Source organism: Sutterella massiliensis (assembly GCF_016899755.1).
In the GTDB taxonomy this organism is placed as follows: domain Bacteria; phylum Pseudomonadota; class Gammaproteobacteria; order Burkholderiales; family Burkholderiaceae_F; genus Sutterella; species Sutterella massiliensis.
In genome coordinates, this window is record NZ_JACJJC010000009.1 from 19,346 (window position 1) to 44,935 (window position 25,590).

Annotated in this window: 23 protein-coding genes and 1 riboswitch; of the genes, 12 read left to right on the plus strand and 11 right to left on the minus strand. The window is 56.3% G+C overall.

Annotated elements, in window-relative coordinates; translation table 11 throughout:
- Positions 1 to 8: 8 nt before the first annotated feature.
- The 7 genes from H6A60_RS06785 to H6A60_RS06815 all read right to left on the minus strand — a co-directional run bounded on the left by H6A60_RS06785 (position 9) and on the right by H6A60_RS06815 (position 7,130).
- On the minus strand, positions 9 to 1,382 hold the full coding sequence (locus H6A60_RS06785; RefSeq protein ID WP_205102659.1) for an EH signature domain-containing protein: 1,374 nt from the start codon (positions 1,380 to 1,382) through the stop codon (positions 9 to 11).
- Entirely contained in the window at positions 1,379 to 2,254 is an 876-nt protein-coding gene (locus H6A60_RS06790; RefSeq protein ID WP_205102660.1) for an OmpA/MotB family protein, read from the minus strand. The genes H6A60_RS06785 and H6A60_RS06790 overlap by 4 nt, the downstream gene beginning before the upstream one ends.
- On the minus strand, positions 2,251 to 4,398 hold the full coding sequence (locus tag H6A60_RS06795; RefSeq protein ID WP_205102661.1) for a hypothetical protein: 2,148 nt from the start codon (positions 4,396 to 4,398) through the stop codon (positions 2,251 to 2,253). Before H6A60_RS06795 ends, H6A60_RS06790 begins: the two co-directional genes overlap by 4 nt.
- A gap of 238 nt (positions 4,399 to 4,636) precedes the next feature.
- Entirely contained in the window at positions 4,637 to 5,299 is a 663-nt protein-coding gene (locus H6A60_RS06800; protein WP_205102662.1) for a surface-adhesin E family protein, read from the minus strand.
- Between the two features lie 289 nt (positions 5,300 to 5,588).
- Complete coding sequence (locus H6A60_RS06805) at positions 5,589 to 6,173, minus strand: NAD(P)H-dependent oxidoreductase (protein WP_205102663.1); 585 nt, start codon at positions 6,171 to 6,173, stop codon at positions 5,589 to 5,591.
- A gap of 35 nt (positions 6,174 to 6,208) precedes the next feature.
- A complete protein-coding gene (locus tag H6A60_RS06810; RefSeq protein ID WP_205102664.1) occupies positions 6,209 to 6,667 on the minus strand; it encodes a cupin domain-containing protein in 459 nt (152 codons plus the stop codon).
- 61 nt (positions 6,668 to 6,728) lie between these two features.
- Positions 6,729 to 7,130, minus strand: a complete 402-nt coding sequence (locus H6A60_RS06815; RefSeq protein ID WP_205102665.1) for a nuclear transport factor 2 family protein — start codon at positions 7,128 to 7,130, stop codon at positions 6,729 to 6,731.
- A gap of 342 nt (positions 7,131 to 7,472) precedes the next feature.
- On the opposite strand from H6A60_RS06815, the gene H6A60_RS06820 reads away from it, so the two are divergent.
- The 3 genes from H6A60_RS06820 to ribB all read left to right on the plus strand — a co-directional run bounded on the left by H6A60_RS06820 (position 7,473) and on the right by ribB (position 12,528).
- Positions 7,473 to 10,514 (plus strand): DEAD/DEAH box helicase, encoded by a 3,042-nt coding sequence (locus H6A60_RS06820; RefSeq protein ID WP_205102666.1) that lies wholly within the window; start codon positions 7,473 to 7,475, stop codon positions 10,512 to 10,514.
- 528 nt (positions 10,515 to 11,042) lie between these two features.
- On the plus strand, positions 11,043 to 11,402 hold the full coding sequence (locus H6A60_RS13995; RefSeq protein WP_369126652.1) for an HNH endonuclease: 360 nt from the start codon (positions 11,043 to 11,045) through the stop codon (positions 11,400 to 11,402).
- A 70-nt stretch (positions 11,403 to 11,472) separates the two neighbouring features.
- Positions 11,473 to 11,600, plus strand: a riboswitch (FMN riboswitch).
- Between the two features lie 313 nt (positions 11,601 to 11,913).
- The gene (ribB, locus tag H6A60_RS06830) at positions 11,914 to 12,528 is read left to right on the plus strand and encodes a 3,4-dihydroxy-2-butanone-4-phosphate synthase (protein WP_205102668.1); all 615 of its coding nucleotides are present in this window, start codon (positions 11,914 to 11,916) and stop codon (positions 12,526 to 12,528) included.
- A 154-nt stretch (positions 12,529 to 12,682) separates the two neighbouring features.
- Here ribB and H6A60_RS06835 read toward each other — a convergent pair whose 3' ends face one another.
- Positions 12,683 to 13,534: an NAD(P)H-dependent oxidoreductase gene (locus H6A60_RS06835; protein WP_205102669.1), complete on the minus strand. Its 852-nt coding sequence runs from the start codon at positions 13,532 to 13,534 to the stop codon at positions 12,683 to 12,685.
- A 529-nt stretch (positions 13,535 to 14,063) separates the two neighbouring features.
- Here H6A60_RS06835 and H6A60_RS06840 point away from each other — a divergent pair.
- Positions 14,064 to 14,720: a hypothetical protein gene (locus H6A60_RS06840; protein WP_205102670.1), complete on the plus strand. Its 657-nt coding sequence runs from the start codon at positions 14,064 to 14,066 to the stop codon at positions 14,718 to 14,720.
- A gap of 356 nt (positions 14,721 to 15,076) precedes the next feature.
- Here the strand turns inward: H6A60_RS06840 and H6A60_RS06845 are convergent, their stop codons facing one another.
- Entirely contained in the window at positions 15,077 to 16,117 is a 1,041-nt protein-coding gene (locus H6A60_RS06845) for an AraC family transcriptional regulator (protein WP_205102671.1), read from the minus strand.
- Between the two features lie 322 nt (positions 16,118 to 16,439).
- Between H6A60_RS06845 and H6A60_RS06850 the strand changes: the two genes are divergently transcribed.
- From H6A60_RS06850 to H6A60_RS06865, 4 genes are all read left to right on the plus strand, one after another.
- Positions 16,440 to 17,015, plus strand: coding sequence for an NAD(P)H-dependent oxidoreductase (locus tag H6A60_RS06850; protein ID WP_205102672.1), 576 nt, complete (start codon positions 16,440 to 16,442; stop codon positions 17,013 to 17,015).
- A gap of 3 nt (positions 17,016 to 17,018) precedes the next feature.
- Positions 17,019 to 17,300: a YciI family protein gene (locus H6A60_RS06855; protein WP_205102673.1), complete on the plus strand. Its 282-nt coding sequence runs from the start codon at positions 17,019 to 17,021 to the stop codon at positions 17,298 to 17,300.
- 50 nt (positions 17,301 to 17,350) lie between these two features.
- Complete coding sequence (locus H6A60_RS06860) at positions 17,351 to 18,907, plus strand: FAD-dependent oxidoreductase (RefSeq protein ID WP_205102674.1); 1,557 nt, start codon at positions 17,351 to 17,353, stop codon at positions 18,905 to 18,907.
- A 77-nt stretch (positions 18,908 to 18,984) separates the two neighbouring features.
- Positions 18,985 to 19,404 (plus strand): putative quinol monooxygenase, encoded by a 420-nt coding sequence (locus H6A60_RS06865; RefSeq protein ID WP_205102675.1) that lies wholly within the window; start codon positions 18,985 to 18,987, stop codon positions 19,402 to 19,404.
- Between the two features lie 147 nt (positions 19,405 to 19,551).
- Here the strand turns inward: H6A60_RS06865 and H6A60_RS06870 are convergent, their stop codons facing one another.
- Positions 19,552 to 19,959, minus strand: a complete 408-nt coding sequence (locus H6A60_RS06870; protein ID WP_205102676.1) for a hypothetical protein — start codon at positions 19,957 to 19,959, stop codon at positions 19,552 to 19,554.
- Between H6A60_RS06870 and H6A60_RS06875 the strand changes: the two genes are divergently transcribed.
- The 3 genes from H6A60_RS06875 (at position 19,954) to H6A60_RS06885 (ending at position 23,452) form a co-directional block, all read left to right on the plus strand.
- The gene (locus H6A60_RS06875) at positions 19,954 to 20,577 is read left to right on the plus strand and encodes a hypothetical protein (RefSeq protein ID WP_205102677.1); all 624 of its coding nucleotides are present in this window, start codon (positions 19,954 to 19,956) and stop codon (positions 20,575 to 20,577) included. The genes H6A60_RS06870 and H6A60_RS06875 overlap by 6 nt on opposite strands.
- 95 nt (positions 20,578 to 20,672) lie before the next feature.
- Entirely contained in the window at positions 20,673 to 22,565 is a 1,893-nt protein-coding gene (locus H6A60_RS06880; RefSeq protein ID WP_205102680.1) for a DNA topoisomerase 3, read from the plus strand.
- Positions 22,566 to 23,071: 506 nt separating this feature from the next.
- Positions 23,072 to 23,452, plus strand: a complete 381-nt coding sequence (locus H6A60_RS06885; protein WP_205102682.1) for a cupin domain-containing protein — start codon at positions 23,072 to 23,074, stop codon at positions 23,450 to 23,452.
- 98 nt (positions 23,453 to 23,550) lie between these two features.
- Here the strand turns inward: H6A60_RS06885 and H6A60_RS06890 are convergent, their stop codons facing one another.
- A complete protein-coding gene (locus H6A60_RS06890) occupies positions 23,551 to 24,351 on the minus strand; it encodes a LysR substrate-binding domain-containing protein (protein WP_338054846.1) in 801 nt (266 codons plus the stop codon).
- Here H6A60_RS06890 and H6A60_RS06895 point away from each other — a divergent pair.
- Positions 24,350 to 25,396, plus strand: coding sequence for an alpha/beta hydrolase (locus H6A60_RS06895; protein ID WP_205102686.1), 1,047 nt, complete (start codon positions 24,350 to 24,352; stop codon positions 25,394 to 25,396). The genes H6A60_RS06890 and H6A60_RS06895 overlap by 2 nt on opposite strands.
- Positions 25,397 to 25,590: the final 194 nt, after the last annotated feature.

The window sequence follows — 25,590 nt, forward strand, 5'->3', positions numbered from 1 at the left end:
GCACGAAATTAGAGGGGAGGACGTCTTCTGCCAGTTAGCTCTTCGATCGTGGCGTCAGCGCGGCCCTGCCAATAAGTCGAGTGCCGGATCGAGGCGGTCGATCGGCTCTGGATAACGTCGAAATTCCAGCTTCGTCCGTTGAGTAGTGCCGGCGGAAGGTTTTTGATGAAGCGAAGCGACCCGTTGTGAGAGAACTCGAAAGCCGTTAGGTCATCGTCAAGCGCAATCAAAAGCATGATGGACTGGCCGCTTCGACCCGATATCGAGCCGACAGGTAACGGGAAGCCGTTGTGTCTAAGCGTTGTCTGTAGGACCGTCATTTGATTGCGCGGCGCGAAAAGACGCACCTGCTTGATGCGATCAATGCGCCAATAGCGCAGCCAATAGAACTTTCGATCTCGCCAGGCAGCACGAGCATCGGGGCTCTCTAGGCCCTTTTCGACTGCGTCGAACGCGCCGTTAAGCTGTCGACCAAGCGCCCAGAAGTCAAAGAGATGAAGCAGGTGCGGCGGGATGCGATCCCAGCGTTCGGCATAGCGCTGATCGTTGCGGTCACCAAGGATGTAGGAGAAGAAGCGGAAGAGCTCCTCCTGGTCGTCGTTCTCCGGGACGATGTGGCTGTTTTTATAAAACCATTGCAAGACGGCTTTGGCCAGGCGAACTCTCGGGATAGCGCTGCTTTGATTGAGCAAAATGCCGTCGAAGTCTCGACGGAGAAAGTCAAGCGCTTCCTTGATGGGTTTATTCGGGAGGTGATTGGATAAGAAGCGTTCGTATCGGCTCGTAGCTTCGAGCCAAACCCGTTGCGCAAATTTACCCGCCGGACTTACTTCTGGACGCTGCTTGAGAAAGTCCGACACAGTTATGGTCGCCGGTATCCGTCGAGCAACATGCCGGACGGCATCCTTGTCGAGAAAGTTGAGCGTAAAGAGCGACCTGTATTTCTCGTTCGAGGCTTGCATGAAAATAGCCTGGAATGCCTTCAATACTGAAGATTCAAGCGCTTCGGCCGGGTATTCGAGGAAAAAGTCAAAAAGAAGTCCTTGCAGAAAGCGATCGTCTTTCGGTCCTTTGAGGCATGTGCGAAGAAGTGCGGCACAAATTTCCGGAAAAACGCAAAGCTTTCTGCGGCCTTCGTCGCAGTCCGCAAAAAGAATGTTGGGTACGTAGGTCCATTCGCTCGAGCGCAGTTTCGGCTCGCCTCGCGCCTCGACGATCTTGTCCCAAATACGAGGAAGCGCCCGAACACCCGTGTCGCGAACAACGCCATCCCAAAGTGCAATGACCCTGTCGGCAGCCTTTTTGGTCTGCGCCATCGCGGGGAAGGGGCGCATTGCGACGCTGAATCGCTTCTCGACGTCAGAAAAATCGAAATCGTTCATCGCGAGAGGTTCTCAGTGGACGAGCGGATTAGATCGCTTTCTTCGCTCGAAATTTCGGGCGGTGTCATTAAGAAGCGGAACTCAATGCGGCGATTTGCGGAATCGTTGGTTGGTTCTGCATGCCAGTGTCCCGGCAGCGGCCGCTCTGCGCCATAGCCAGAAAGCGAGAAGAGTGTTTCGTCACTTCGGTTTGAGAGCTTGCGAAGAATTTCGTTTTCAACGACCATCACGCCATAAACGGCGTTTGAGCGTGCCGTCGACAGGAAGCGGTTGCGCATGCCTGTATCGTCGCCGCGATAGCGCTGATTGTCGGTGTGCCCTTCAATGAAAACGGCATCGAGCGTATGCCCGTAAGGATTCACTTGGGCACAACGCTCCGTCTGGTCGGCAGGAACGGCGGCTTGATAGCAGACGAGTTCCTTGGCGAGCACGCGGCCGATGCTGCGGACACGTTCAACGTTCTCCGCATTGAGCTCGCTTTTGCCGACTTCAAAGGTCACGGCTGTTTCGGGGATGCGCAATACGCTTTTGGCTATGTCCACGTCGACCCGGATGTTTTGCTTGGCAAGCTCTTCCTGCAATCGCTCCAGAAGTCCAGTGGTAGCATCTCGCGTTCCGGCTAGGCGCGTTTCCACGACGGAAAGACGCGTCTGCACACGCTCAAGCTTTTCCGCAACCTGCTGCGCTTCAACGGCCGCAGCTTGTGCCTGTTCTGCTTTCTCGTCGGCGCGGTCAGCAGCGAGCTTCGCCTGGATGATGGCAACGGCAAGCGTCAAAATGAAGACAAAGAGCAGCGCAGACATCAAGTCGGAGACGCTCGCCAAATAATTGACGCGCTCAGGCGACCGCGCAGACTTTTGCCGCGGTCTCATGCCTTACCTCCGGGTAGCGACGTGCTTGAGAGACGCTGCTGTGCAGCTGCAGCTTCTTTGGCCGTGCGGGCGCGTGTTTCTTCTGCTTTCACCCAGTCCTTGACAGTCTTCGAGAGCGAGTCGACAGCTTTGGCAAGTTCGTCATAGGAGTCTTTTTGTTCGTCACGCCAAGTCTGGAAGCCGTCCGACATGTGCGTCACCGCGGACGAGAGCTTCTGGTCGGCCGAGTCAAGGTTGCGTGCAAGCGAGCTATGAATCGCTTCAAGCGCTTCAGCGAGCTTTGTGACCGACGTGTCCATCATCTCGTTAACACGTTTGGAGTGAACGAGCACGTTATTCTGGCTTTCGCCAATTTCTTTGAGCATGCTCTGCAGGTGCATGAGTTCGCGCGAGACAGCGTCTGTGGCGGCTTTCATGACCTCCTCAACGCCTTTGATCGTGCCCTTGATCGTATCGTCTGCAGCGTTCTTGCCATTAACAAGTTTGCGGGCTGTTTCCTCAGCTTGTTCAAGAAGCGCACGAAGCGTTTCGACGGTTGTCGAGAACTGTTCGGCTTCTTGCTTGAGTGCACCAATCGCATCGCCAACTGACCCCATGGCCGTTCCCATCTGCGAAGCAATAGCTTCAAACTCCGCCTTGGTGCGCGCGGCAGAGGCCTCCATCGCATCAAAGTCCGCTTGGAGCGTTTCAACACTTGCGCGCAGCTCTTCGTGAAGTTCGTTCACGGGTTCCTTGAGGTTATTGATGTTTTCCTCGGCCGACTTGCCTGCCGCTTCGATGGTGTTGCTCATGGCGGTACCAGCAGCTTGAACGGTTTCGCTCAGTGCCTTCGCTGTGGCATCGACTTCCTGGTTAAGCGTACCGACTGCGGTCGTCAGGGTGCCGAGAAGGTTCTTATTGACCGTCTCGGCTTCTTCTGCGAGCTTAAGAATTTGGGTCTTGGCGGCTTCACCAGAACTTTCGACTTCGGTCTTGAGCTTGGCGACGACTTCATCGAGAAGCTCGACCGATATCTTGACTGCCTGTGCGGAGTCACGGAAGGAGTCGGACATATTGTTGAGAACCTGGGTGAGGTTCTCTTCCATACGTTTGATGACCTTTTCGAGCGACGCAGCAACTTCGTCGGACTGTTTGTCAAGCATGTTGTTCAGAACTTGCTTGAGGTCTTTGATCGCATCCTCCAAACTTCCAGAGATAGCCTTGGAGTTGTCTTTGAGAGCACCAATCAGAGCTTCGCGGAAGCTTTCCATGTCAGCCTTAATTTGCGGCACGAGTTCTCGCATAAATTTCTCTTGCTCACTGGTCTTGATGAGCATTTGGAGCTGCAAGGATTCTGTGGTGACAACAGGAATTCGATCTTCGAGAGAGTTGTTAAAACGATCGATCGCTACAGCAATTTTCTTTTCTTGATAAACAATTGCACCGCCGACTATGATCGACATGAGAAGCCCGGCGATTGACGTATAAAACGCTTGTCCTGCGCCGCCCAAGAGGCTGCTGACGGAGTCAATGAGACCCGAAACGCTCGACAGGGACGATGCAGAAGCAACTCCGTCAGCACCAGAAACCAAGCCCCCCTGAGCAAGGGTGATACCACAGGCAAGGCCAACAAAAGTAAAGAAAAGACCGAGGCCCGTGAGAATGCCCGGCAAAGAGGCATAAAAAGGCACATTAAGAGCACTGTGATAAAGCGACTCCATATTAAAAAATGCGCCAGGTTCGACAACGCTTACCCAACGATGGCCTGTGCCGATGTGATGTGCCTTGACAACATCACTGACATCTTCGATCACGCCGTCATAACGATCAAAAATTCTCCGGTAGTTTGAGTCGATAGCCTCGAGTTCGCTGCGGAATGTATCCCATCCACTGATCAGGGATTCGTGATCTTTTGTCGGAATAGATGCGAGAGCTGATTGGGCTTGGTTGATGTTATTTAGAACCGTGTTTGACCGCATTGAATATCGGATCCAGAAGGAACAACCGATGAGTACAATCAGCGCGGAAGTGACGCTTGCGGTCGTATCCATCACCATGAGGCGCTCGAATGCACGAAAGAACGCTGTAATCCAGGGAGGAAAATCGACGATAGAAGCGGCGGAAAGCAAAAAGCAAAGGACGGTGAAAGGGAGAGCGACCTTCATTGTTCTTGAGGGGAAAAGAGGCGGCAAAAACAAGCGATTCCACCGCCAACGCGTTTATAGGTATTTTTGCGGCCATCAATATAACAGCTACACCCCTCAGAATTACTTCAGATAGCGAACCACATCGGTATCCGATGTTGCTAATTCGAAAATGCACTCAGGGGATATTGACGGTAGGGGGGGGGTGTTTACGGTGCTGGTGGTGGCTTACAACCTACTGACAAAGGAATAGTACGCGTCAGTAGTTGTTGACGATGATGTTGTTCGTGACGAGCGGAACTTCCCCTGATACCCGTTTTTCTGGAATAAGTGAATCCCCACGGCACACTGCGCCGACAAGCACTTCTTCGGCGGAGCCTTTTCTCGCGAAGTGCCAATCAAGTTCTTCTTTCGAGGGCGCTGCGGAGTTCGTTACGCCTTTGCCGAAGTGGTCGGACGAGCGGTAGTTTCGAAGCGTACGAATGGCTTCATAACCACAGTCGACCTCGTAGAGCGAGGCGACAGTTTTCACGGTCGTGTGTTTGCCAAGCGTACGGCCCTTATAAGGTGTTGCAAAGATCCAAATGCGCTCGTCATAGGCGTCGTCCTTGCCGTAGCAGACGAAGCCGCGAGCAGAACGGACATTGAGGCAGATCCAGCCGTCACGGTTGAAGTAGGCGTTCGAGCCGCGCCCGAGGCGGCGCATCTCAAAACCGTAGGAAGTCACTCTCTTGCCTTCAGTATCAAAGGCTTCCTCGGCTTCTTCGTCACGGAAGGGTGAAGCAGGGACTGCGCTCGGGTAGTCGATGATCTCCTTTGCGCCGAATGCACGACTTTTTTCGACGGGCGAATCTAGGTCGAGTTCGAGAGCGGGGGCTTGAGAGGCGAGAAGTGATAGAGCAAGGCAAAGTAACTGACGCATGGGAATTTTGTTGATGTTGAACGCGTGTCGGACGAGGGCAGAGAGCATTGTCTCTGATTGACTCGATGAACACATTACAGAAATTCGCCATCGTGACGCGCGTCAAACCATTCGTAGTTTCATGCAACCTGTTCTACAGGCAAACGCGTCGATTAATGTCGCAGGAAGATTGTTCCATGCAAAGAATTGCTGATGCCTAAAGAAGTTCGGGATGGCTTTTGACGGCTTACGCCAAAACGCTGAGATGTTTCGCACCCGGCGCATCACAGTTGGCATTGGTCGTCAAGAATCAGTTCGACGAAGCAAAATACCGGATCAGATGGATCTTGAAGCGATCCAGGTCTACCGCTATCCGAGGATTTTTCAATACGTCGTTCGCCATAAAGGAAGGCAACGGCCGCATGCCGAGAAACTCGAAGGTCTTGTGCACCGGCATCAGTACCGCATCAATGCCTTTCCCGTCAAAGAACTGCAGAGGATCTTCAAAAGCTTCCTGCGGCGCATTCCATGTCGAGCTCAGCATATAGGTCTTGTTGATGCACACGCCGCCGCGGCCGTAAAGGCGGGTAGCGTCCGAGCGAGAGCGCCCGTCTCCTCCGTTGATGCGCGGATCGAGAAACACTTCATCCTCGTAGCGCTTGAATTGCCAGGGCGGATTCATCCACCAGGCAGGAAACTGCACAAGGATGGTGTCCGCCGCCAGGATTTTCTTCACTTCTTCGTCAACGGAAAAGTCGCAATCCACGCAGGTTACCGTCACTTGATGACCGAGCGACTTCAAAACGTCGGTAGCGAGTTCGACGAAACTGCGGGTCAATGTCCCGCCCGAGCCGTGCCATTTGGCGCTGCCGTCAATAATCAATACATTGTTCAATTTTTGTTCCTCGTTAGAAGGAGAGAAAAAGACTCTTACTTGACGTCACGTTGCGGATTGACGATGACGAATTCCTTCTTGGTCGGTTCGATAGCGTGCCAGATCCCGGAAAAGCCCGGATGCAGAATGAAGCTCTGCCCCGCGGTGAAGCGCTGCGGTACGCCGCCGTCTTCGGTAATTTCAGAAACGCCTTCCACAATGTGGCAGTACTCCCAGTGGTCGTCCGCCGTCGTGAAATGCCACTTGCCTCGCGTACTTTCCCAAAATCCCGATCGAACGCTGCCCGTTTTATCAACGCTTGTCACTTTAAATTCGGGTTGCCCTTCCAGTACGTCCACCCGGGCAAACAACGGACCGTACGAGAAGGGCGTCAATCCTTCGTTAGAAAACCGCACGAGTCTTCCTTGGTCGCCGTTGGCAAGTGCGACGGGTGTCTGGCCGGAACAACCGACTAGACCGGTCAAGATCACGAAGCTGAAGAACAGGTTTTTCATATCGGTAGGCGTCAAAAAGGGCCTCGCGTAGAGGCCCGAGATTTTTAAGAGCGGACAGACATCAGCAATTGAATTGATGGAAGACTTTGGCAATTGCCTGCCAGCGGCCGTCGAGTTTGATGAAAGTCAGGTAGTCGTTGTAGTCGGCGCCAATCGCATCCTTTTCCATGTCGATTCTCACCACAGCAGTCGTGGGCGTGATGGCAAGCACATCGATGCGGGTCTTGATGTCGGGCGCGCTGCCGTTCTGGCGCACAAAGTCATAGAGGTTGCCGATAGGGCCGCCGAGCAGAGATTTGCCGCCGGCAAGTCCGTACATGATCGCGTCTTTGTGAAACGCCTTTGCGACCGTTTCAGCGTCTCCCGTACGCAGTCCATCGACGTAGTGGCGGGCTGCTTCGATCACGGCGTTGTACTCGTCGACCGAAACCACTTTGGCGTTTGCGCAGCTGCATTCGCTCATTTGAATCTCCTTAAATCAATCTGTAGCAATCGCTACAGAGATAATTTTATATCGATCGTTAAATAAATCAAGCGAGTGGTCTCCAAAGAAATACTGAGGAAATTCAGTATTTCGTCGTAAGTCGTGCGAGCACCGTTACCAGAATAGAAACGCCGGTGACCAGAGGACATAAGAACGTAATTGCGATTCGGCATCTGCCGCCGAGAGAGGTAGAGCGGCAGTTTGGTGTGCTTTCTACAAATGAAAGCGCGAATGCTGCCTGTATTGTGGGAATCGTTTTGGAGTGTGATAGGCTGCGAAAAAGCCGCTGCGTATTCAAACTTCGTTAAGTCCGCCTTCGTCATGGATATTCGACCGCCTGCACGTGACGTCCTCCTAACGCTTAAAGCGTCGCTCAACACCGCCTTTATCGACGGCAGGGCGGACTCGTCTCTCGAGACGCGACCGATGTTCCTGCGGAATGCCCCTAAAGAAGGTGAAAAGTTCCTTTGTGCGCTCGAGGAGGAACTCAAGGACTGCACAAGCTTTTCAATTAGCGTTGCGTTCATTTCGCTCTCTGGCGTGACGCCCTTGCTGCAGGTGCTGCGCGAAGCGGAAAAGCGCAACGTGCGCGGGCGCATCCTCACGACGGACTATTTGGGGTTTACGGAGCCCGCAGCCTTAAAGAAGCTGCGCGGCCTCAAAAACCTTGAGGTGCGTCTTTTTCGCACGAGTGAAGCGCGAGTGGGCTTTCATACGAAGGGCTACCTCTTTCGGCATGCCGACGGCGTGGATCACCTGCTTCTCGGGAGTTCCAACATCACCGGGAGCGCGCTCACCGTCAACCAAGAATGGAATGTGAAGCTCGCATCGGCCGCGAACGGCGAGTTCGCAAAGAGTGCCTTTAGGAATTTCGATGCGCTCTGGAACGCGCGTGAATCGAAGGCGCTCGACGATGTGCTCCCGAACTACGAAGCCGAATACAAAGTGCGCCGGCCGATTCTGCGCAACGCCGTCGGAAAAGACGCCGTGCGGCAAGCCGAGCGTCTTAATCCGAACAAAATGCAGCGGCGCTTTATCCGCAATATCGAGCGGCTGATTGAGCAAGGTGAAAAGCGTGCGCTCCTTATTTCTGCGACGGGAACTGGGAAGACATACGCGGCTGCTTTTGCCGTGCAAGCAGTGAAGCCCAAACGTCTTCTCTTTGTCGTTCACCGCGAGCAAATCGCGCGTCAGGCAATGAAAAGCTTTCGTCGCGTTTTGGGTGACGCGTACACGTACGGCGTTGTGTCCGGAACGACGGCTCAAAAGGACTTCACGCCGAGTGCGGTTTTTACGACCGTGCAGACGCTCTCTCGTCCGGACATTCTGCAAAGGGCAAAGGCAGCGGCCTTCGACTGGGTGATCATCGACGAAAGCCATCGCTCTGGGGCGGAGAGCTATCAGCGCATCATGGCGACGCTTGAGCCCGACTTCTGGCTCGGCATGACCGCAAGCCCCGATCGCATGGACGGTTTTGACGTCTATGCGCTCTTTGGGCACAACATCGCCTGCGAAATTCGGCTGCAGGAGGCGCTTGACGAAGATCTTCTTTGCCCGTTTCATTACTTCGGCATCGCGGAGGCGGTCGACTTGCCGTTTGAAGAGCGCGTCGATGCGATCATCGACAACGCCGACTACTACGGCTACAGCGGCAGCTGCGTCAAGGGGCTCATCTTTGCCAAAGACGTCAAGGAAGCTTTTCGCCTTGAAGCCGCACTCAACGCGCGAGGCCTTCGCACAAAGGCGCTCTCCGGGAAAGAATCCATTAATGCGCGCGAGGCAGCGATTGCGCGGCTCGTGATGGACGAGCGAGAAAGCGGTGACGTACACGAAGCCAAGCAGCCCGCGCTCTTTGAAGGCATTGAAGTGCCTGGTGAAAAGGAAGCAGTGCCCGAGACGGGCAAGCTCGACTACCTCATCACGGTTGATATCTTCAATGAGGGCGTAGACATTCCGGAAGTCAACCAGGTGATTTTTCTGCGTGAAACGCAGAGTTCAATCGTTTTTATTCAGCAGCTTGGCCGCGGCCTGCGCAAGGCGGAAAACAAGGATTTCGTCGTCATCCTCGACTTCATTGGGGCGTACGACAACAACTATCTGATTCCAATTGCGCTCACGGGCAACCGCACCTACAACAAGGACGACATTCGACGCGAGCTTCTCTCTGGCAGCCGCGTGATGCCGGGTGCCGCAACAATTCATTTCGACGAGATTTCGCGCGAGCGGATTTTTAAATCCATTGAAACAGCGAAGACGAACAGCATTCGGCTTTTGAAGACGCACTTCGAGATGCTGCGCCGCAAAATCGGCCGTCGTCCGCAGCTCACGGATTTTCTAGACCACGCGTCCATCGATCCGACGAAGTACTTGCGTTCGCAAGGCTGCAATTCCTATGAAGCATTTGTCGCAAAACACTTCCCGGATGTTGCATTGAAGCTTTCGGGCGATGAGGTCTTGGACCGTCTGGCTGGCCTCGCGCGCATCGGCAAAGGTCTCCGAGAAGCCGAGATACTGCTTCTCGAGGCGGCGATGGATGGGTGCTCCGCAGTTCTTGCCGAAGCAAAAGCGCGTAATGCGCAATCGTCGTGCCGCCAGATTCCGGATGCCGACTGGGCGAGCGCCATTCGCGTCCTCACAAATGCGTTCACGCAGACACGCGACGCCGTGATGCCGGCCTTCATGCGGGCGGTGTTCTTGGAGCCCAACGGAGCAGGGGATTGGCGCATGCACGCCGACTGGCGGAAGCGGCTTTGTGACGAACCTGACTTTGAGACGGCGTGCCGCGAATACTTGGCGCTTATGCGGCGGCTTTTTGAAGAGCGCTTGAGCGGGCACGAGTACCGGGACACGGCTTTCTGCCTCTACGAAAAGTACACGTACGAAGAGGTCTGTCGGCTGCTTAATTGGCCGAGAAACCTCAACGCGCAGACGATCGGTGGCTACGCCTACGATGTTGCTACGAAGACGCTTCCGGTTTTCATCAATTACGAAAAGAAGGTCGATGCTATTCAATACGCGGACCGTTTCTTGTCGGATTCGGTTTTGATGGCGTGTTCAAAGTCGAATCGAAGTGTTGATAGCGTTGACGTCGATCGATTCTTTAAGCGGGGCGCAGCCAATGCCGGCAATCGGATTTTCCTTTTTGTTCGAAGAAGCAAGGACGACAATGAGGCGAAGGCCTTCTATTTCCTCGGTGAAATCGAGGCGCAAGGGCAGCCGATTCCTGTGTCAGTGCCTTCGAGCAACGCTAAGCCCGGAGAATTTAATGCCTTCGAAGTAAGGTATCGACTCGAAACGCCAGTTCGGTCTGATATTTACGACTACCTGAGAGGTGCGCTCGACGGCGACTTGCGCACTGATTAGGCTTCTGCGAGGTGTCCGCAGCTTGATGCCAGCTCAAGGCTGCATATAGAGTACGAGGTCTCTCTATCTGTTGACATTGGGATCGATATGGCTCGGAATTCGAATTGGTCGGAAGAGGAGGTGACGCTCGCGCTCGTTCTCTATCTGTCGCTGCCATTCGCGTCGATCAGCGCGAGAAATCCGAAGGTCGTCGAGTTCGCCAATCTCATCGGCCGAACGCCTGGTGCCGTGTCCTTCAAGCTTGGCAACCTGGGGCATTGCGACGCGTCGCTTCAAGCTCGCGGCATTAACGGCCTCTCGAATATTTCCAAAGTTGATCGCGCTGTTTGGGAGCGGTACATCGGAAATGGTCGCGGAGCGCAATCTGTCGCGCCGCTCGTGTCCGATGCCGAGAAAATTGCTGTCGATCGAAATCTTGATCTTGCTTTTCTCTTGGGAACGGGACCTGAATCTCAACCGCAGGCTGCAGCAGCTGAGGAGAGGCTCGTCCATCAAAAGGTGCGCGTTTCGCAGCAATTCTTTCGCACGATGATCCTTGCAGGCTACGGGAACCGGTGCGCCGTCTCGGGTCTCAAAAGTGCGACACTCGTCGAAGCTGCCCACATCATTCCTTGGGCCGAGGACGAGAGTTTGCGGTTGCAGCCCGCCAACGGCATTGCGCTCAATAGCCTCCTGCACCGCGCGTATGACTGCTTCTTGATCGGCATTGACGGGGAGCGTCGCGTGCATGTTTCCCGTGAACTCCGCGTTGGCGCCGAGGATTCGCGCCTTCAAAGCTTTTTCGAATCCATCAACGGAGCGGCGCTGCAACTTTCGCGGCACTTTACGCCCAGTCCAGAACTTCTTGAGCGCCGCTTCGCTCAGTATCGGGAAAGGATATCCTTCTAAGCAAATCTCTTAAGGGTATTGACAAGCTATTTGCGCGATGCGAATATTTCGCCCTGTGTCATTTTGACAACCACATCTTCAGGGCGGAGTGCGATTCTCCACCGGCGGTAAAGCCCGCGAGCCCGAGACGTCGACGTCTCGCGCAGAACCGGTGAAAATCCGGTGCCGACCGTATAGTCGGGATGGAAGAAGGTGTTGAAGCGCTTGAGTGACTATGCCACAGCCGAAGCCCAAACAAATTGCGTTGCGCATTTCGTTTTAGGCAGTTGCTGCACAGACTGACGGATTGCGGTCGTGCCGCGCCTTATCGTTGAGTCTGCCCCAGAGGGCTGCTTTTCGGCGGGTCCGGAGACAGTCAAGCGCTTCAAAAGCTTCGACTATTTCGAAGTAGTACTGCGCCCTGAGGATGTCGTGTTACGGCCTCGGGGCTTTTTTGCGACCAGCGTTCTCCGTGTCCCGAGTCCAAAGTACCGAACTTCAATCGTGAACCAGAACAAAGGAGCAAATCCCGATGTCCTTCAGCACCATTGACGAAGCGCTCGAAGCATTGCGCGCCGGCCGCATCATCCTCGTGACGGACGATCCCGATCGTGAAAACGAGGGCGACTTCATCTGCGCGGCAGAGTTCGCTACGCCCGAAAACGTCGCCTTCATGGCGATCGAAGGTCGCGGCCTTATCTGCATGCCGATGACGGGTGAATTGGCCGACCGTCTTGCGCTGCCGCCCATGGTGGCGAAGAACACCGACAATCACGAAACGGCTTTTACCGTTTCGATCGACCACGTTGAAACGTCGACGGGGATTTCGGCGTTCGACCGCTCGCTCACGGCCATGAAGTGCATCGATCCGGCTGCGAAGCCCGAAGACTTCCGTCGCCCGGGCCACATGTTCCCGCTGCGCGCGAAAGCGGGCGGGGTGCTTGAGCGCAACGGTCATACCGAGGCGACGGTCGACCTCTGCCGCTTGGCGGGGTTGCAGCCCTGCGGCCTTTGCTGCGAAATCATGGGCGACAACGGCGAAATGCTGCGTACGCCTGAACTCATGAAGCTTGCTCAGAAGTGGTCGATGCCCTTCATTACGATCAAGGATCTGCAGGACTACATCCGCGCGAAGAACGCTGCGTAACGAAGCGCCTTGCAGCATCAGCAGCCCTGTTCTCCAAATGAAGCCGAGGCCGGCGGGAAATGCCCGTCGGCCTCGCGTCCTTTGTGCGGTCCTATCAGCAACGAGACGGATCGCACTCACTATATTGACTGCAAGCGGCAAAAGGCCGGCAGCGTTACTTCGTGTACTTGAACGTCTTGTCGAGGTGCTTCACGAGATCGGCGCGAAGCGCTTCGATTTCCTTGCCGTAGTTTTTCGAAGCGTTGGCAGGCGTCTGGTCGTTGCAGAAGCGCCCCAAGCTCGTCATGCCCCAGAAGCCCGCGGTGTCGTCGTCGAGCGTCTTGAAGGCCGTGAGGTACTTGTCCCAAATCGGGTTTTTGTCGATGCCGTCGCCAAGTCCGCCGCGACCGCGGCCGATCCAGCCGCAGTTCATGATCGTGTAGAAGGCTTTGCCTTTCATGAGGCCTTCGAGGCCCTTGTCGGTATCGCGGTAGGCGAACTGCTTCTGGAAGACGCGTTCCATGTAGCCTTTGACCATGGCGTTCGGCGTGTCGTGCCAGTTCGGGTACGCAAAGACGATGTAGTCGGCGGGTGCAACCATGAGCTGCTCAACGGCGACATCCTTCGGGGTCTTTCCGAAGCCGTCCTTCGCCTGGAAGAACGTCTCGCGCGTGATCACGGGGTTCCAGCCGATTGCGTAAAGGTCGCGCAGTTCCACTTCGCAGCCTTTGTCCATAAAGTGCTTCATGGCCGTGTTGACGAGGTCCCATTCGACGGATTCGTGGCGCGGGTCGCCTACGACGAAGAGGACGCGCACCTTGTTGCCTTCGCGGGTGAAGCCGTTGGGCTTCACAGCCTGGCGATAAGCTTCGGGCACGACGGAAGCGGAGGTGACGGCGTCAACATTCGCAGGCATTTCGGTGCCTTCGACATTGACCTTGACGGTCGCGCTCGAGACGGCGTCGGCAGCCTGAACATTGAGAGCGAAGAAGAGGGTGGCGGCAAAAGCGGTGATCTGGGTTTTCATTTTGATGAACGTTTCTTCAGAATGTTGACAACGACCGAGGCGGGGCGAAGCGGCTGCTCGTGGGCAACGCAAGCAAACGAGAAACAGGTCGAAGAGAGAAGAGGACCGTTCGAACGTTCGCCGCCATGTGCGCTCCAATGCCTCGGCAAAGAACGAGCATCGTGCGACGGCGAACGTTGAGGAAGCGAAAGCGGAATCGCTTCTAGCCAGATGCGGTAACGGCGTTAAAGCCAGAGTCTAAATTCTAGAAATGCCCGTTTTCTCGCGTAAGACGGGAAAGTCTGTGCGGGTAAACATGAACGTACTTTCGCGTTGGTCGAGCGTGTATCAGTGGATTCGGGCTACCGGTCGCGAAGAGGCTTTTTCCGGAAAAGACCCTCAGCTTCGCGTAAAAGACGGCGTGTAGGATTCATCGGCAGGATGCGGCGAGGATCGGGCGCTTTGATCGACCTTCGCTGCAGTCGCAAGAACCGTTCGAAAAACCACAACGACAAATCAGCGCGTCCAACAGCACGCCAGGAGACGACCGATGCCCGCTTCCGCCGAACTCGAAAATTTCGTCAAAACCCTTCATTACATGGCCGATCGTTTCGGTGAAATGGGGGAAGCGCTTTCAGAAGCGCCTTCGCGCGACACTTTCGCCGTGCAGCTCGAGCAGTTGAATCTCCTCAAAATGGGGGTGGATCTCGCGTTCGGTCGCACAGATCCGACAGCGAAAGACGCGTTTGCGTACAAGAAGGTCTACAACTGGACTTTCGCAGAATTTGCGGCAGACTTCGACAAGGTGTTCAACCTGGCAGCACCGAAGCTTTCGCTTTTCGAGCACGATTGGCCCATCGCCGTTCTGAAGGATGCGCCGGATTCCGTTGCCCGCATGACGAGCTGGGTTCAAATCATGCGCGTGATGCCGCAGAGCTTTGCGCTTCCGGTCGACCACCTCGCGAGCGAATTGGGGCTTGCCGAGTACGTCTTCAATACGGTCGCCGAACGTTCGGAAGACACCGACGAAGCCTATGTGGTCGCCAAGGAGTATGCGGACGCGAATCTTCTTTGGGTCGCACGCTTGAAGCCCGCCGTTGAAGGGCTTGAAGACGGTCCCGTGAAGGAAATGATGCGCCTTTACATTGAAGTGATCGAAAACTGGGAGGCCGTTTTCAAAGGCTACCAGGCGCTCCTCGCGCGCTGATTGCGAACGCAGCGAAGGCGAGTGCGGCGCGCGCACTAAGAACAGGCATCTCGAACGATGCTTTGGGATGCCTGCGTAAAAATCGGGAAAAAAAGAAAATCGGTCGTGACCTGCGCTATTACCGCCCGAAGGCTCGGTGATGAATTTGCACCGGACTCCAGAATCTGACCGATTTCCTGCCGTTACGTTAACTCGGGACGAGACACTTTTACAACACGGAGTGCCGAAGATTCGAACGCTGTCTCCGCCTGAATTTCACCGAATAACGAGCTGTCTACAGTGAAAGAGCCCGAAGAGCCACGAACTCGTCGGGCTTTCTTGCGTCTGCTCGAGCGCAATACGCGGAGAAGAAAAGCCTAACGGTCGTCTGCAGCACTTGAAGTCTCGTCGGCGCTGCTCAAAAGACGCTTGATGTCGCGAAGCGGCGCATCGCCAAAGAGGCGCTTATAGTCGCGCACGAACTGCGCAGCACTGTCGTAGCCCACGCGAAAAGCGGTGGAACTCACGTTGCTGCGTTTTGAAAGCAGCAGTCGGCGCGCTTCGAACAATCGAACCCGCATACGGAACTGCACGGGCGAGAAGCCCGTGAGCTCTCGGAATCGCCGGTAGAACGTCGCGCTCGACAGGTTGGCGCGTTCGGCAAGCGTTTCCATCGAGCACCGTTCGGCGTAGTTGCTGCGGATCCAGTTGGCGGCATTGAGCACCGCATGGCCTTCGGAACCAGCGCTCGCGAGTGCGCGAAGCGCTTCGCCGCAGGACGAATCGAGGAGCAGCGCGTGCAGGTCGCGCATGAGAAGCGGCGCACGAATGGCGAGGAGTTTCGGGCGATCAAGAAGCCGCAAGAGCGAGACAAAAGCGCGCGCGAGTTCCTCGTCGGGACGAATCACAAAAACGCCTGCTGGCGTCTGCGTTTTCGGTTTGGGTTGACCGAGCGCGGAAAGGGCGCCTGCGTACTCCATGAGGACAGCCGGGTCAAGCGAAACGGAAATCGCGAGAAACGGATGTTCACTCGAGGCGTCGATCGGATGAAATTCAGAGGGCGATGCAATGCCGCAGACGAGACTTTCGCCTGGCCCGTATTCAAGAAGCCGTCCGCCGATTGCGGTCGTCTTGTGGCCCTGCACGATGAAAGAAGTCATCACTTCGCCAGCCGACCGTTCAATGAAGTCGTTCGACGCGAGGCGGTAGAGCGTGAGGCCGGGGACGGCGCTCGGAAAAACACCCGTGCCCGCAGTGTACCGAAGGATGAGGTCTGCAGCTTCGCGAATGAGTCCGGAATCGCCAGCGTCCGAGGGCGAGGACTGTTCGCCCGAGTTCGGCGCATCGAGCGGCAGCGCTGATGCGGATGCGTTCGGCTGCGAGCATGAAGCAATCGAAGTAGGTGAAGTAAGCGGCATGTCGAAAAGTCCTGCGGTTCCTTCCTGGGCGGCATGAGGAGGCGCGCCGTCCGTCGAACTCATTCTAGAAAACACGGCGTCAGATGCGACATAAAAAGCGGCTGATTGACTCGAATTGATCGAAAAGCGCAAAAAGTTGAGCCGATAAACGTTTGGTTCGACTGGGTTTGGCAAGGAAAATGTCAAAAACGTTTTGAGGCTGTTTTCGCCCGCGTGTTGTCGGACGCAAAGACCGCCTTGATTGGACGTACCCGCCGCGGCAGTCCACGTGCAGCAAGGCACGGCTTCAAAGCGTATTGAACACCGACAGGGAGAGAAAGACATGAAGGTTCTTGTCATCAACGGACATCCGACGCCGAAGGAGTCGGCGGCCGGGAAAGCGATCCTCAATGCGTTTTTGAAGCAACGTCCCGACGCGATCGTGAGAACGCTTGCTGAACGCAAGGCAGACAGTCCTGCCGGTTTTGACGTTGAGGCCGAGCAGGCGGCGCTTCGCGATGCCGACATCATCGTCTGGCACTTTCCTTTTTACTGGTATTCGGTTCCCGGCCTCATGAAGACCTGGATCGACAGCGTCTTCCTGCGCGGCTTTGCGCATGGCTCGAACGGCACGGCGCTTCGCGGCAAGAAACTTGTTGTTTCGCTGACAACGGGTGCGCCCGAAGCGGCCTATGCAGAAGGCATGCCGATGAACTGGCCGCTTGAAGCGTTCATGCCGCCGCTGCGCCAGACGGCCTCGCTTTGCGGCATGGAAATGCTCGATCCGGTGGCGACATACGGGACGACCGCGATGGTTTTGGGCGGCGACGAGGGGCGCGAAGCGCTCGCGCAGGCTGCCCAAAAGCATGCCGAAAGACTTGCCGCAGTTATTGCATCCATCGAAAAAGCGGAGGCATAAGCCATGAAGTTTCTCGTTGACGTCCGTATTCATGAACGAGAGGCGGCTAAGCCGCACCTTGCCGCACACCTCGCGTACTTGAACGCTCATTTCGAGACGGGCGACTTTTCGATGTTCGGTGCTTACGGCGACGGCACGGGCGGCATGCTGATCGCGGAAGCGGCCTCGCCCGAGGCGCTTGAAAGCGTGCTCGAGCTCGATCCCCTCAAAGCGGGGAACTGCGCGAAGTGGCAGGCAACGCCGCTAAAAGTAGCGTGCATCGATCCGTCGGCATTCACGCGTTGATCGACCTGTGCAAGGAAGAGCGCCAGCAAGGCGGCAAGAAGGATTCCAAAATGAAAAGACGAGCGATTCTCAAATCGGCACTTCTTCCGGCGGCAGCGGGATTCTCTGGGACGCTCGCTTCTCCCGGTACGCACGCTGCTGAACGTCACGCAGACATCGTGACCGACGTCCTCGTGATCGGGGGAGGCTTTGCGGGGCTCACGACGGCGCTCACGGCCGCACGTTCGGGGGCGAAAGTCGTTCTCCTAGAGCGTCGCGCTTATACGGGCGGCGACGGACTCCTTTCGGCCGGCATCATCGCCTCGGCCGAGTCGATCGTGCACAAGGCGCAGAACTTCTCGGGCGACGCTTCGCTTGAAGCTTATTGGAGGCAGATCGAAGCGGGTCTCACGGACGAGCCGCTCTCAAAAGTGCGAGACAACAGCCCGATGTCGCCCGTCTACGCGGGCTTCATGAAGCACGATCCCCGCGTGATGAAGCGCTCCGCGGAGATGTCGCCCGAAGTGCCGGCGCTTCTTGCGTCTTTCGGGATCGAATTCCTGCCGATCAACCCAGGGCAGCCTTTTTTGCTCCCGACGAAACCGGGTTCCATGTCGACCTTCGTGAAGGCCATCGGCGTTGAATTGAATAAGCTCGGCGTTGAGGTCCATACCGGTGCTCGAGCGGTTTCGCTCGAAACCGAAGAAGACCGGACGCCAGGCGCACCGCCCGACGCGGTTCGCGTCACGGGCGCAACGGCAAAGATCCAGGAGAAGACCGTTCGAATTGCGGCAGACGCAGTCGTGATTGCTTCGGGCGGCTTTATCGACAACAAGGACATGATGCGCCGCTACAAGCGCGTCTGGGCCGACGTGCCGAAGGGTTTTTCGGCGGTGGGCGAGGGCGTGCCCGACGGTCACGACGGCGACGGCATTCGACTCGGCCGCTTAGGCGGGGCTGCCGTCGAAGATATGGAATCGATGCCTAAACTCTTTGCCGCGCCGCGCAAAGGCGAAAAAAGCGCATCGTGGCTTCTGTTCGACACGGACACCGCCTACCTCGTCGACAAGTCGGGGAAGCGTTTCTGCGACGAACATGCTTCTCGCTACACGGGGTGCGCACTTGCTTGTTTGAGAAACCAAATCGACGGTGCTTACGTCGTCTTTGACGAAGCGACTTTCACGGGATCGAACGCCGCGCGCTGGCGTTACGCAGATTTGCTGGCGGCGGGCGGGCTGGTTAAGGGCGAAACGATTGAAGCGGCCGCTCAAAAGGTCGGGGTCGATCCCAACGGCTTGCGGCAAACGCTGGAGGCCATTGCGGCCGATGCGGCGGCCGGCCGCGACAGTGCTTTCGGGCGCAAGGACAAGCTTTTCCGTGCGCTCAAGGGGCCCTTCTATATTTCGAAGCCGAGCTATCCGGTGAGCTTCAAGACCGAAGGCGGCCTCGAGGTGGATCCCGACTTTCGGGTGCTTCGCGCTGCCGACGATTCGGCCATTCCGGGGCTTTATGCCGCGGGCGCAGTGTGCGGATCGATTTCGACGCGCCTCTGCGACGTGATCGCGAGCGGTCTCATCGTCGGTCCGGAGGCGGCGGCGTTTGCCGCTTCCGCCAAAAAGGTGGGTTGAGGGACGAGTCGAGTCCTGTCGGCGGCGGTCACCGATGAAAAGGCATCAACAAACACCACTATTTTGAGAGAACAACCATGAAGAAGCTGAATGCGATTCTGGCCGGTGCGGCCGCCTGTGTGGCAATGGGAGAGGCTTATGCTGCTGAGCCCGCAGCCGAGGCGGTCGACTTTGCCAAGTATGCCGAGAACATCGTGCGCGTCTCGCGGATCACGGTCGATCCCGCGCGCGTAGAGGAGTACAAGGTCTTTGCGGCCGAAGTAGGCCGCGAATCGATGAAGAAGGAACCGGGCGTGCGCGTGCTCTACAGCGTCCAGGAAAAGAAGGATCCGACGCAGTTCACGATTCTCGAGATCTATGCGAGCGACGCGGCATACAAGCACCACATTCAGACGCCGCACTTCAAGAAGTACAAGACCGGCACGCTTGAGATGGTGAAGAAGCTTGAGCTGATCGATTGCAATCCGCTCGTGCCCGAAGCGCTGATTAAGCCGTAATCGCTGGAAGCGTCCGAGATTGCGGACGCAGAGCAGAATGAAATGGCAGCCGTTTCCACTGTTGTTGAGGAAACGGCGGCTTTTGTTCAATACCGCGTTTGAAGAACGGCAACGCCGAAAGCAACACTGTACGTTCATTCGGGCGGATCAGCGAAAATATTGGGATCGCTCCTTGAGGAAAAACGCATGACCGGTACGGATTTTGGTCAATCGGGCAACAAGTTGCTTGCTGAGCTCACGGCATTGCCCGATGAGGCGAGGCTTGACGCCTTTCGGCGCGCTTTTGCTGAGGGCTTTGATGCCAATACAGCCGGCTCGATAGCTGGTAATGAACATGCCATTGCCGTTCCTTTTCTTGCGTACTTTATTTCGGAAGAATGCTTTGAAGAGTGAGCGGGCGATGACGAGGACCATACGAATTTCTGGGCCTACATCCGTCAGCTCGTTGCACTTTTTCTGGCGAATGGCTTCGATGCTTCGCGTGAGCACGGCGTATTCGGCGCATCGGTTCTCAAAGCGGTCCTGCGGTATCGACAGCGTATCGTCGGCATGCACGACGTCGTTGGTGATCTGCTTAAAGCCGGCGCGAATCCTTTTGTGACGACAAGCGTGTTTGAAGGCGACGAACCTTCGTGCTCGGCCTACGACGATGCCGAAGAAGCAGCCTCAGCGTCGTGGAGCAACTACGAATACGGTCGAGCTGCTGGATTCAAAGCTGTGCGTCATATGTTCGAAAAAGTTCGGACAGGCGGAAACTTTCGAGCGGTTGAACCGCTTCGCAGCCTGATTGGGAAGCGTATGGACAGCGTCTTTCCGGTTGGTCATTCGGCGATTCGCTATGACGGCGAAAAGGCCGACATGTACCTGCGTGCATCCGTAGTGCCCGGTTCTGCCGCTTCGGTTGTCGTCGCCTGCGAGGATTCGGCAATCTGTATCGATGAGGTCGGCTATTACTACTGCGACCGGGACGCGCTCGCGCTCAAACCCGCGGAGCGACCTCGCGTTCTCCCGGCCAGCTCAGTCATTCGGAAGATCGAGAACTTCAAGATTCATTGTGAGAACGGATTTGTTCTGGAGGTCGACAAAGAGACGGTCGCTTGCGACGCTCAAACGCGGCGCGTGAAATTGCACTTCTCGCAGCCGCTCATGCCGAAAAACGCTGACTCGGTTTGAGGAACTGTTGATCGACGCGATCTCAAACGACGGCATTTACTTCTAACGCGAATAAACTTGAGGCCTCCTTACGCAGTCACGAGGTTTTTGTTCGCATGACCGCCGCCAGTTCGCACCAAAGTACGCTCTACATTGCAGAAAAACCGTCGCTTGCCAAAGCCATTGCCGAAGGGCTCGGCGTCGTGAAGCGCGGCAACGGCTTCATCGAGTGCCGAGGCGGCGCGACCGTTACCTGGTGCTTCGGGCATCTTTTGGAACAGGCCGAACCCGACGCGTATCTGCCCGACGACATTCCGAAGACGAAGAAGGGCTCGAAAATTTGGCGGCTGCAGGATCTGCCGATTTTTCCGAAAGCGTGGCTCTCGATCGTGAAGAAGGAAAAGGGCATCAAGACGCAGCTCGCGACGATCGGCAAGCTCATTCGCGCGAGCGATGTGGTTGTGAACGCGGGCGACCCGGATAGAGAAGGGCAGCTCCTCGTTGACGAGGTGCTCGAGCATTTCAAGTGCCGTAAGCCCGTGAAGCGCTTTTGGGTATCGGCGATCGACCCGGTGTCGATTAAAAAGGGACTCGCGCACCTCAAGGAAAACGTCAACTACGCGGGCATGCGGGATGCGGCACGCGGGCGCTCACGCGCGGACTGGCTTCTGGGCATGAATCTTTCTCGCGCGTACACGCTGACAAGCAAGAGCGAAGACGGCAAAAGCCGATTGATTGCCGTCGGACGCGTGCAGACGCCGACCCTCGCAATGGTTGCGCGCCGCGACTACGCTGTCCGAAACTTTGTGCCGAAGTCCTACCTCGCGATTTCGGCGCTTCTCGAAAAAGCGGGTGTTCCATTTCGTGCGAGGTGGAAGCCCAAGCCCGGGCAGTCGGGCATGGATGAGGAAGGGAAGCTCCTCTTGGACCTCAAGCTTGGGCATGAGCTCGTCGAGCGGCTCGCGAAGGAAAAGACGGCGCTCGTCCTTTCTGCCGAAACAAAGCGCCGAAAAGCCTTTCAGCCCAAGGTCTATTCGCTCGCCGACATTCAGGTGGAAGCAAATCGCCTATACGGCATGACGGCCGACGACACGCTCAAGGTCTGCCAGTCGCTCTACGAGACGCACAAGATCACGAGCTATCCGCGAACGGACTGTGCTTATCTGCCTGAGTCGCAGCACGCCGAAGCGCCGGCCGTACTCGCTGCCATAGCGAAAACGTTCCCGGCGACCGCCAAAGCTGTCGAGCGGGCGGACACGTCGATCAAAAGTCCGACCTTCAACGACAAGAAGGTAACGGCGCACCACGGGATCGTGCCGGTCGCAAACGTCGTCGATTGGTCGAAGCTCTCGGATCGCGAGCAAAAGCTCTACCGTCTCATTGCAAGGCGCTACATTGCGCAGTTCTTTCCCGTGCACGAGTTCGACGAAACGACCGTAGAGCTTCAGATCGGAGACGAGAAGTTTGTTGCCAAAGGCAAGGTCGTTGTCAGGAAAGGCTGGAAGGTCCTTTTCGACAAGAAAGAAGATGCGGCCGAAAAGAAAGGTGAAGACGACTCTTCGAGTCAGACGCTCCCGTCGCTGACAAAGGGCGAGACGGTTGAGGTAAAGGCAGTCGAAGGCAAAGAAGACAAAACGAAGCCGCCCGCCTACTTCACTGAAGGGACGCTCATCGCCGCGATGGAAAACATCTGGCGCTCGTTCGAAGATCCGCAGCTCCAAGCGAAGCTCAAGGAAGCGGGCGGCATCGGCACGCCCGCGACGCGCGCGGCGATCATCCAGGAATTGAAGCGTAAAACGTACCTGGCTTCCGAAGGCAGGAAGCTCCACTGCACCGAGCTCGGACGAAGCGTACTTCTGAAGGCCTCTCCCAAGGTGCGAAGCGCCGCGATGACGGCGTTCTTCGAGACGAAGATGCAGCTCGTTGAAAAAGGTGAATACGGGCTTGATGCTTTCGTGTCGGAATACGAGCGTTTCATTCAAGGCGAGCTCGATGCGCTAAAAATTTGACCGGTGTGCTCGCGCGTGGGATCAATGCCGCAGCGTCGACCTCATTGCTGTGATTGTCGACAGCTGGCTTCTCGCGCGACTCGATTCGAACGCTTTTGGAAGCACTCGACCGTGTTGATCTCGTGCGGTCGACTTCAAGCACAACTTGCCAGACGAGGCGGTTATTGGAAATGCGTTTTGCCATGGGCGTATCGCGGTCGGACTTCAAATGGTTTTAGACACTTATTCCGCGCTCGTTCAAACTCAGCCAATGCGGATTTTCTGCGTCCCGTTGGCCCGATAAAGATGTTCCGTGAACGAATGCTCGGCGCGTGCCTGTGTTTGTGAAAGACTTCGAGCAGCTCTTGGCATGACCAAGGTCGCTAACGTTCGATCGAGCCGATTTGACAGTCTAAGGGGCCGAATTGTTCGTTTAGATCTGCAGGGAGTTTGACAATCATTAGCGTACGAACTATATTGTTCGCATACGAACTTAATAGCGCTGAAAGAGCGCAAGGAGATCCAAAATGACCGAAAACTTCAAGCTCACCCATGTTGCCGCCGCTCCCCGCACGGAACTTCACGATCTGCTCAACCTGACGGGTTCGGAAGTGTCCGTAAACGAACTCCCGGCAGGCGCGGCCGTCCCGTTCGTGCACAAGCACACGGAAAATGAAGAGCTTTACGGCGTTCTCGAAGGAAAAGGCGAGCTCTATATCGACGGCGAAGTCCATGCAATCACGGCCGGCGACTGGTTCCGCATTTCGCCGGAAGGCCGCCGTGCGATTCGTGCAGCCGCCGACTCGTCGATTCGCTTCATCTGCATCCAGACAAAAGCGGGGAGCCTCGCGCACTACACAATGACCGACGGCGTGCCTGTCGACGAAAAGGCTCCTTGGCACGAGTAAAGCGATTTCGGCAACCGAACCGCATACGGCCGCTGAACTGAATGCTCTGCGGCCGTTTTTTCATCTGCTCAGGCAAGTCGGCGCTGTATGAAAACTTTTCAGATGCTGCTTAGACCTTCTCCTTCTTGCCATTTCGAACGCAGGAAATCGATCGCTTCCTTCACGATCGATCGGTCGGCACGTTCTGAGTGAAGCATGAAGCTCACGGGCTTGTCGGCTTCTTTGTAATCGGGAAGTACTGGAACAAGCCTGCCAGCACGAAGCTCGCGGTAGCACATGAAGACGGCAGTGCTGAGGACGATGCCTTTGCCTTCGAGAACGAGCCCCATCAAGGGACCTGTTGTCGAGGCGCAGAGCGAAGCCAGTTCCGAAGGGACACGATACCGCTTGCCGTCTTTCCAAAGCCAAATCGTGTCGCACATTGCACCGTCGTAGTGGAAAAGACGTTTGCCGCGGAGGTCGTCAATGGTTTTAGGCGTGCCGGTCCGTTCGAGATACGAGGGGCTCGCGGCCATGATGCGGCGAAAGGCGCCGATTCGTACAGTTCGTTCGCTGCCGATCGTCGTCGCGCCGCAATGCACGGCTATGTCGCAGTCTTGATCGTTCGGTCTTGCAGAGATATCCAAAGCTGCGGCGAGCAGTCCACATGCGACCACTCGCCGTTCTAATGCATGATCTGGCGAGCGGCCGACGCAGTTTCCGATCGATTTTTTGCCCGAAGATTTCAAGTTTGAGCCAGCCTGTCGTTCATCAAGGGTAGCCTTCTCGCGCGGGGGCAGAATGCATCGCGGAGGCATCCCCTTTGACGTCTTTTCCACCTTTTCTTTTCTATTCGTCGATTGCGGGTGCCTCCTCGCGAACCGGAAGCGGTTTGCGACTTTGGGAGGAGGTTGTCGCATGAATAAGGATGGAACGGACTTTTTGCTCGGACGGCGGGCCTTTGCCGCGCTTGCGTCGACTCTTCTTCTCCTTGGCGCGGCGAAGCCCGCCGTTTCGGCAGTTGGAGGGGAGGCAGGTACAAACATGGGAAAGGGCGACACGAACGGCACTTTTTCTCGCCGCAGCACCATTGGCGAAATCGTGCGGGACCCGGCATTCAAAGGATTCGGCGAATACGTCCTGCCGCTTGAGACGCTAGGGCATCCCTATCGGAAGCTCGACGAGACTTCGCTCGATATGCCGCTCACGCGTTTGCCTCGGCTGCTGCCATACCATACGAACGTGAACGTTGATGCAGCCTGCGGCATTCTCAATCGTCTGAAGGCCCGGTCGCTTGCGGGCGATCGCGTCTGGATTCCGCTCTCGCACGAGGGAGCGGGACTTTTCTTTTATCCGACTTCTCAAAGGCCGGGCGATTCGCCTAAGCCTTTTGTACTCATCGCAGCGGGCGGCGGTTTTGTGTATGTGGGCTCGATCCACGAAGGCTTCCCGTACGCCGAAGCGATGAACAAAAACGGCATGAACGCATTCGTGCTTCAGTATCGGGTGACCCGCGGCGGCTCGAGTGCGATGGAAGACATGGCCGAGGGGCTCGACTTCATTCTCTCGAACTCGAAAACACTCAATGTAGACCCCAAGGGTTACGCGCTCATGGGTAGTTCCGCCGGTGCGCGCATGGCCGCGTGGCTCGGAAGCATCGGCCTTGAACCGTTCGGCTACAAGGATCGAGGAAAAGCAGGCGCGGTGCTTATGGCCTATACCGGGCATTCCGATTGGCAGCCCGATGATCCGCCGACCTTCATGGTGCAGGGGACGGCAGACCCGATTGCGCCCGTTCGCGTAGTCGACAACCGCATGCGTGCCATGCGGGAGGTAGGCATTCCCGTCGACTACATGCGTGTTGATGGCGTCGCTCACGGTTTTGGACTTGGGATCGGTACGGCGGCAGACGGTTGGATCAATCGTGCGGCGCGGTTCTGGGCGAAAGTGCGGACACGAAATTGAGCGTGCTGCTTTTGCAAGGAAAGAATAAGCGTCGATAGCAACGACTAAAGTCGGTTTTGGGTCCTTTGACGGTGAGAGATGAATTGGCGCATTGCCTCAAGCGAAAGAAAACGCTCAAATGTAGTTAGTTTTGCGAGAACGCCTGGAGTTGCGATGGTCTAGACTCTTCTCCTCGTTTCCCAGACCTTCAAGAC

Excerpts from the sequence above, each read along its gene's own strand:
- H6A60_RS06785 (WP_205102659.1), bottom strand. The coding sequence starts at position 1,382 with ATGAACGATTTCGATTTTTCTGACGTCGAGAAGCGATTCAGCGTCGCA.
- H6A60_RS06790 (WP_205102660.1), bottom strand. The coding sequence starts at position 2,254 with ATGAGACCGCGGCAAAAGTCTGCGCGGTCGCCTGAGCGCGTCAATTAT.
- H6A60_RS06795 (WP_205102661.1), bottom strand. The coding sequence starts at position 4,398 with ATGAAGGTCGCTCTCCCTTTCACCGTCCTTTGCTTTTTGCTTTCCGCC.
- H6A60_RS06800 (WP_205102662.1), bottom strand. The coding sequence starts at position 5,299 with ATGCGTCAGTTACTTTGCCTTGCTCTATCACTTCTCGCCTCTCAAGCC.
- H6A60_RS06810 (WP_205102664.1), bottom strand. The coding sequence starts at position 6,667 with ATGAAAAACCTGTTCTTCAGCTTCGTGATCTTGACCGGTCTAGTCGGT.
- H6A60_RS06815 (WP_205102665.1), bottom strand. The coding sequence starts at position 7,130 with ATGAGCGAATGCAGCTGCGCAAACGCCAAAGTGGTTTCGGTCGACGAG.
- H6A60_RS06820 (WP_205102666.1), top strand. The coding sequence starts at position 7,473 with ATGGATATTCGACCGCCTGCACGTGACGTCCTCCTAACGCTTAAAGCG.
- H6A60_RS13995 (WP_369126652.1), top strand. The coding sequence starts at position 11,043 with ATGATCCTTGCAGGCTACGGGAACCGGTGCGCCGTCTCGGGTCTCAAA.
- ribB (WP_205102668.1), top strand. The coding sequence starts at position 11,914 with ATGTCCTTCAGCACCATTGACGAAGCGCTCGAAGCATTGCGCGCCGGC.
- H6A60_RS06835 (WP_205102669.1), bottom strand. The coding sequence starts at position 13,534 with ATGAAAACCCAGATCACCGCTTTTGCCGCCACCCTCTTCTTCGCTCTC.
- H6A60_RS06840 (WP_205102670.1), top strand. The coding sequence starts at position 14,064 with ATGCCCGCTTCCGCCGAACTCGAAAATTTCGTCAAAACCCTTCATTAC.
- H6A60_RS06845 (WP_205102671.1), bottom strand. The coding sequence starts at position 16,117 with ATGCCGCTTACTTCACCTACTTCGATTGCTTCATGCTCGCAGCCGAAC.
- H6A60_RS06850 (WP_205102672.1), top strand. The coding sequence starts at position 16,440 with ATGAAGGTTCTTGTCATCAACGGACATCCGACGCCGAAGGAGTCGGCG.
- H6A60_RS06855 (WP_205102673.1), top strand. The coding sequence starts at position 17,019 with ATGAAGTTTCTCGTTGACGTCCGTATTCATGAACGAGAGGCGGCTAAG.
- H6A60_RS06860 (WP_205102674.1), top strand. The coding sequence starts at position 17,351 with ATGAAAAGACGAGCGATTCTCAAATCGGCACTTCTTCCGGCGGCAGCG.
- H6A60_RS06865 (WP_205102675.1), top strand. The coding sequence starts at position 18,985 with ATGAAGAAGCTGAATGCGATTCTGGCCGGTGCGGCCGCCTGTGTGGCA.
- H6A60_RS06875 (WP_205102677.1), top strand. The coding sequence starts at position 19,954 with ATGCACGACGTCGTTGGTGATCTGCTTAAAGCCGGCGCGAATCCTTTT.
- H6A60_RS06880 (WP_205102680.1), top strand. The coding sequence starts at position 20,673 with ATGACCGCCGCCAGTTCGCACCAAAGTACGCTCTACATTGCAGAAAAA.
- H6A60_RS06885 (WP_205102682.1), top strand. The coding sequence starts at position 23,072 with ATGACCGAAAACTTCAAGCTCACCCATGTTGCCGCCGCTCCCCGCACG.
- H6A60_RS06895 (WP_205102686.1), top strand. The coding sequence starts at position 24,350 with ATGAATAAGGATGGAACGGACTTTTTGCTCGGACGGCGGGCCTTTGCC.
- H6A60_RS06890 (WP_338054846.1), bottom strand. The coding sequence starts at position 24,351 with ATGCGACAACCTCCTCCCAAAGTCGCAAACCGCTTCCGGTTCGCGAGG.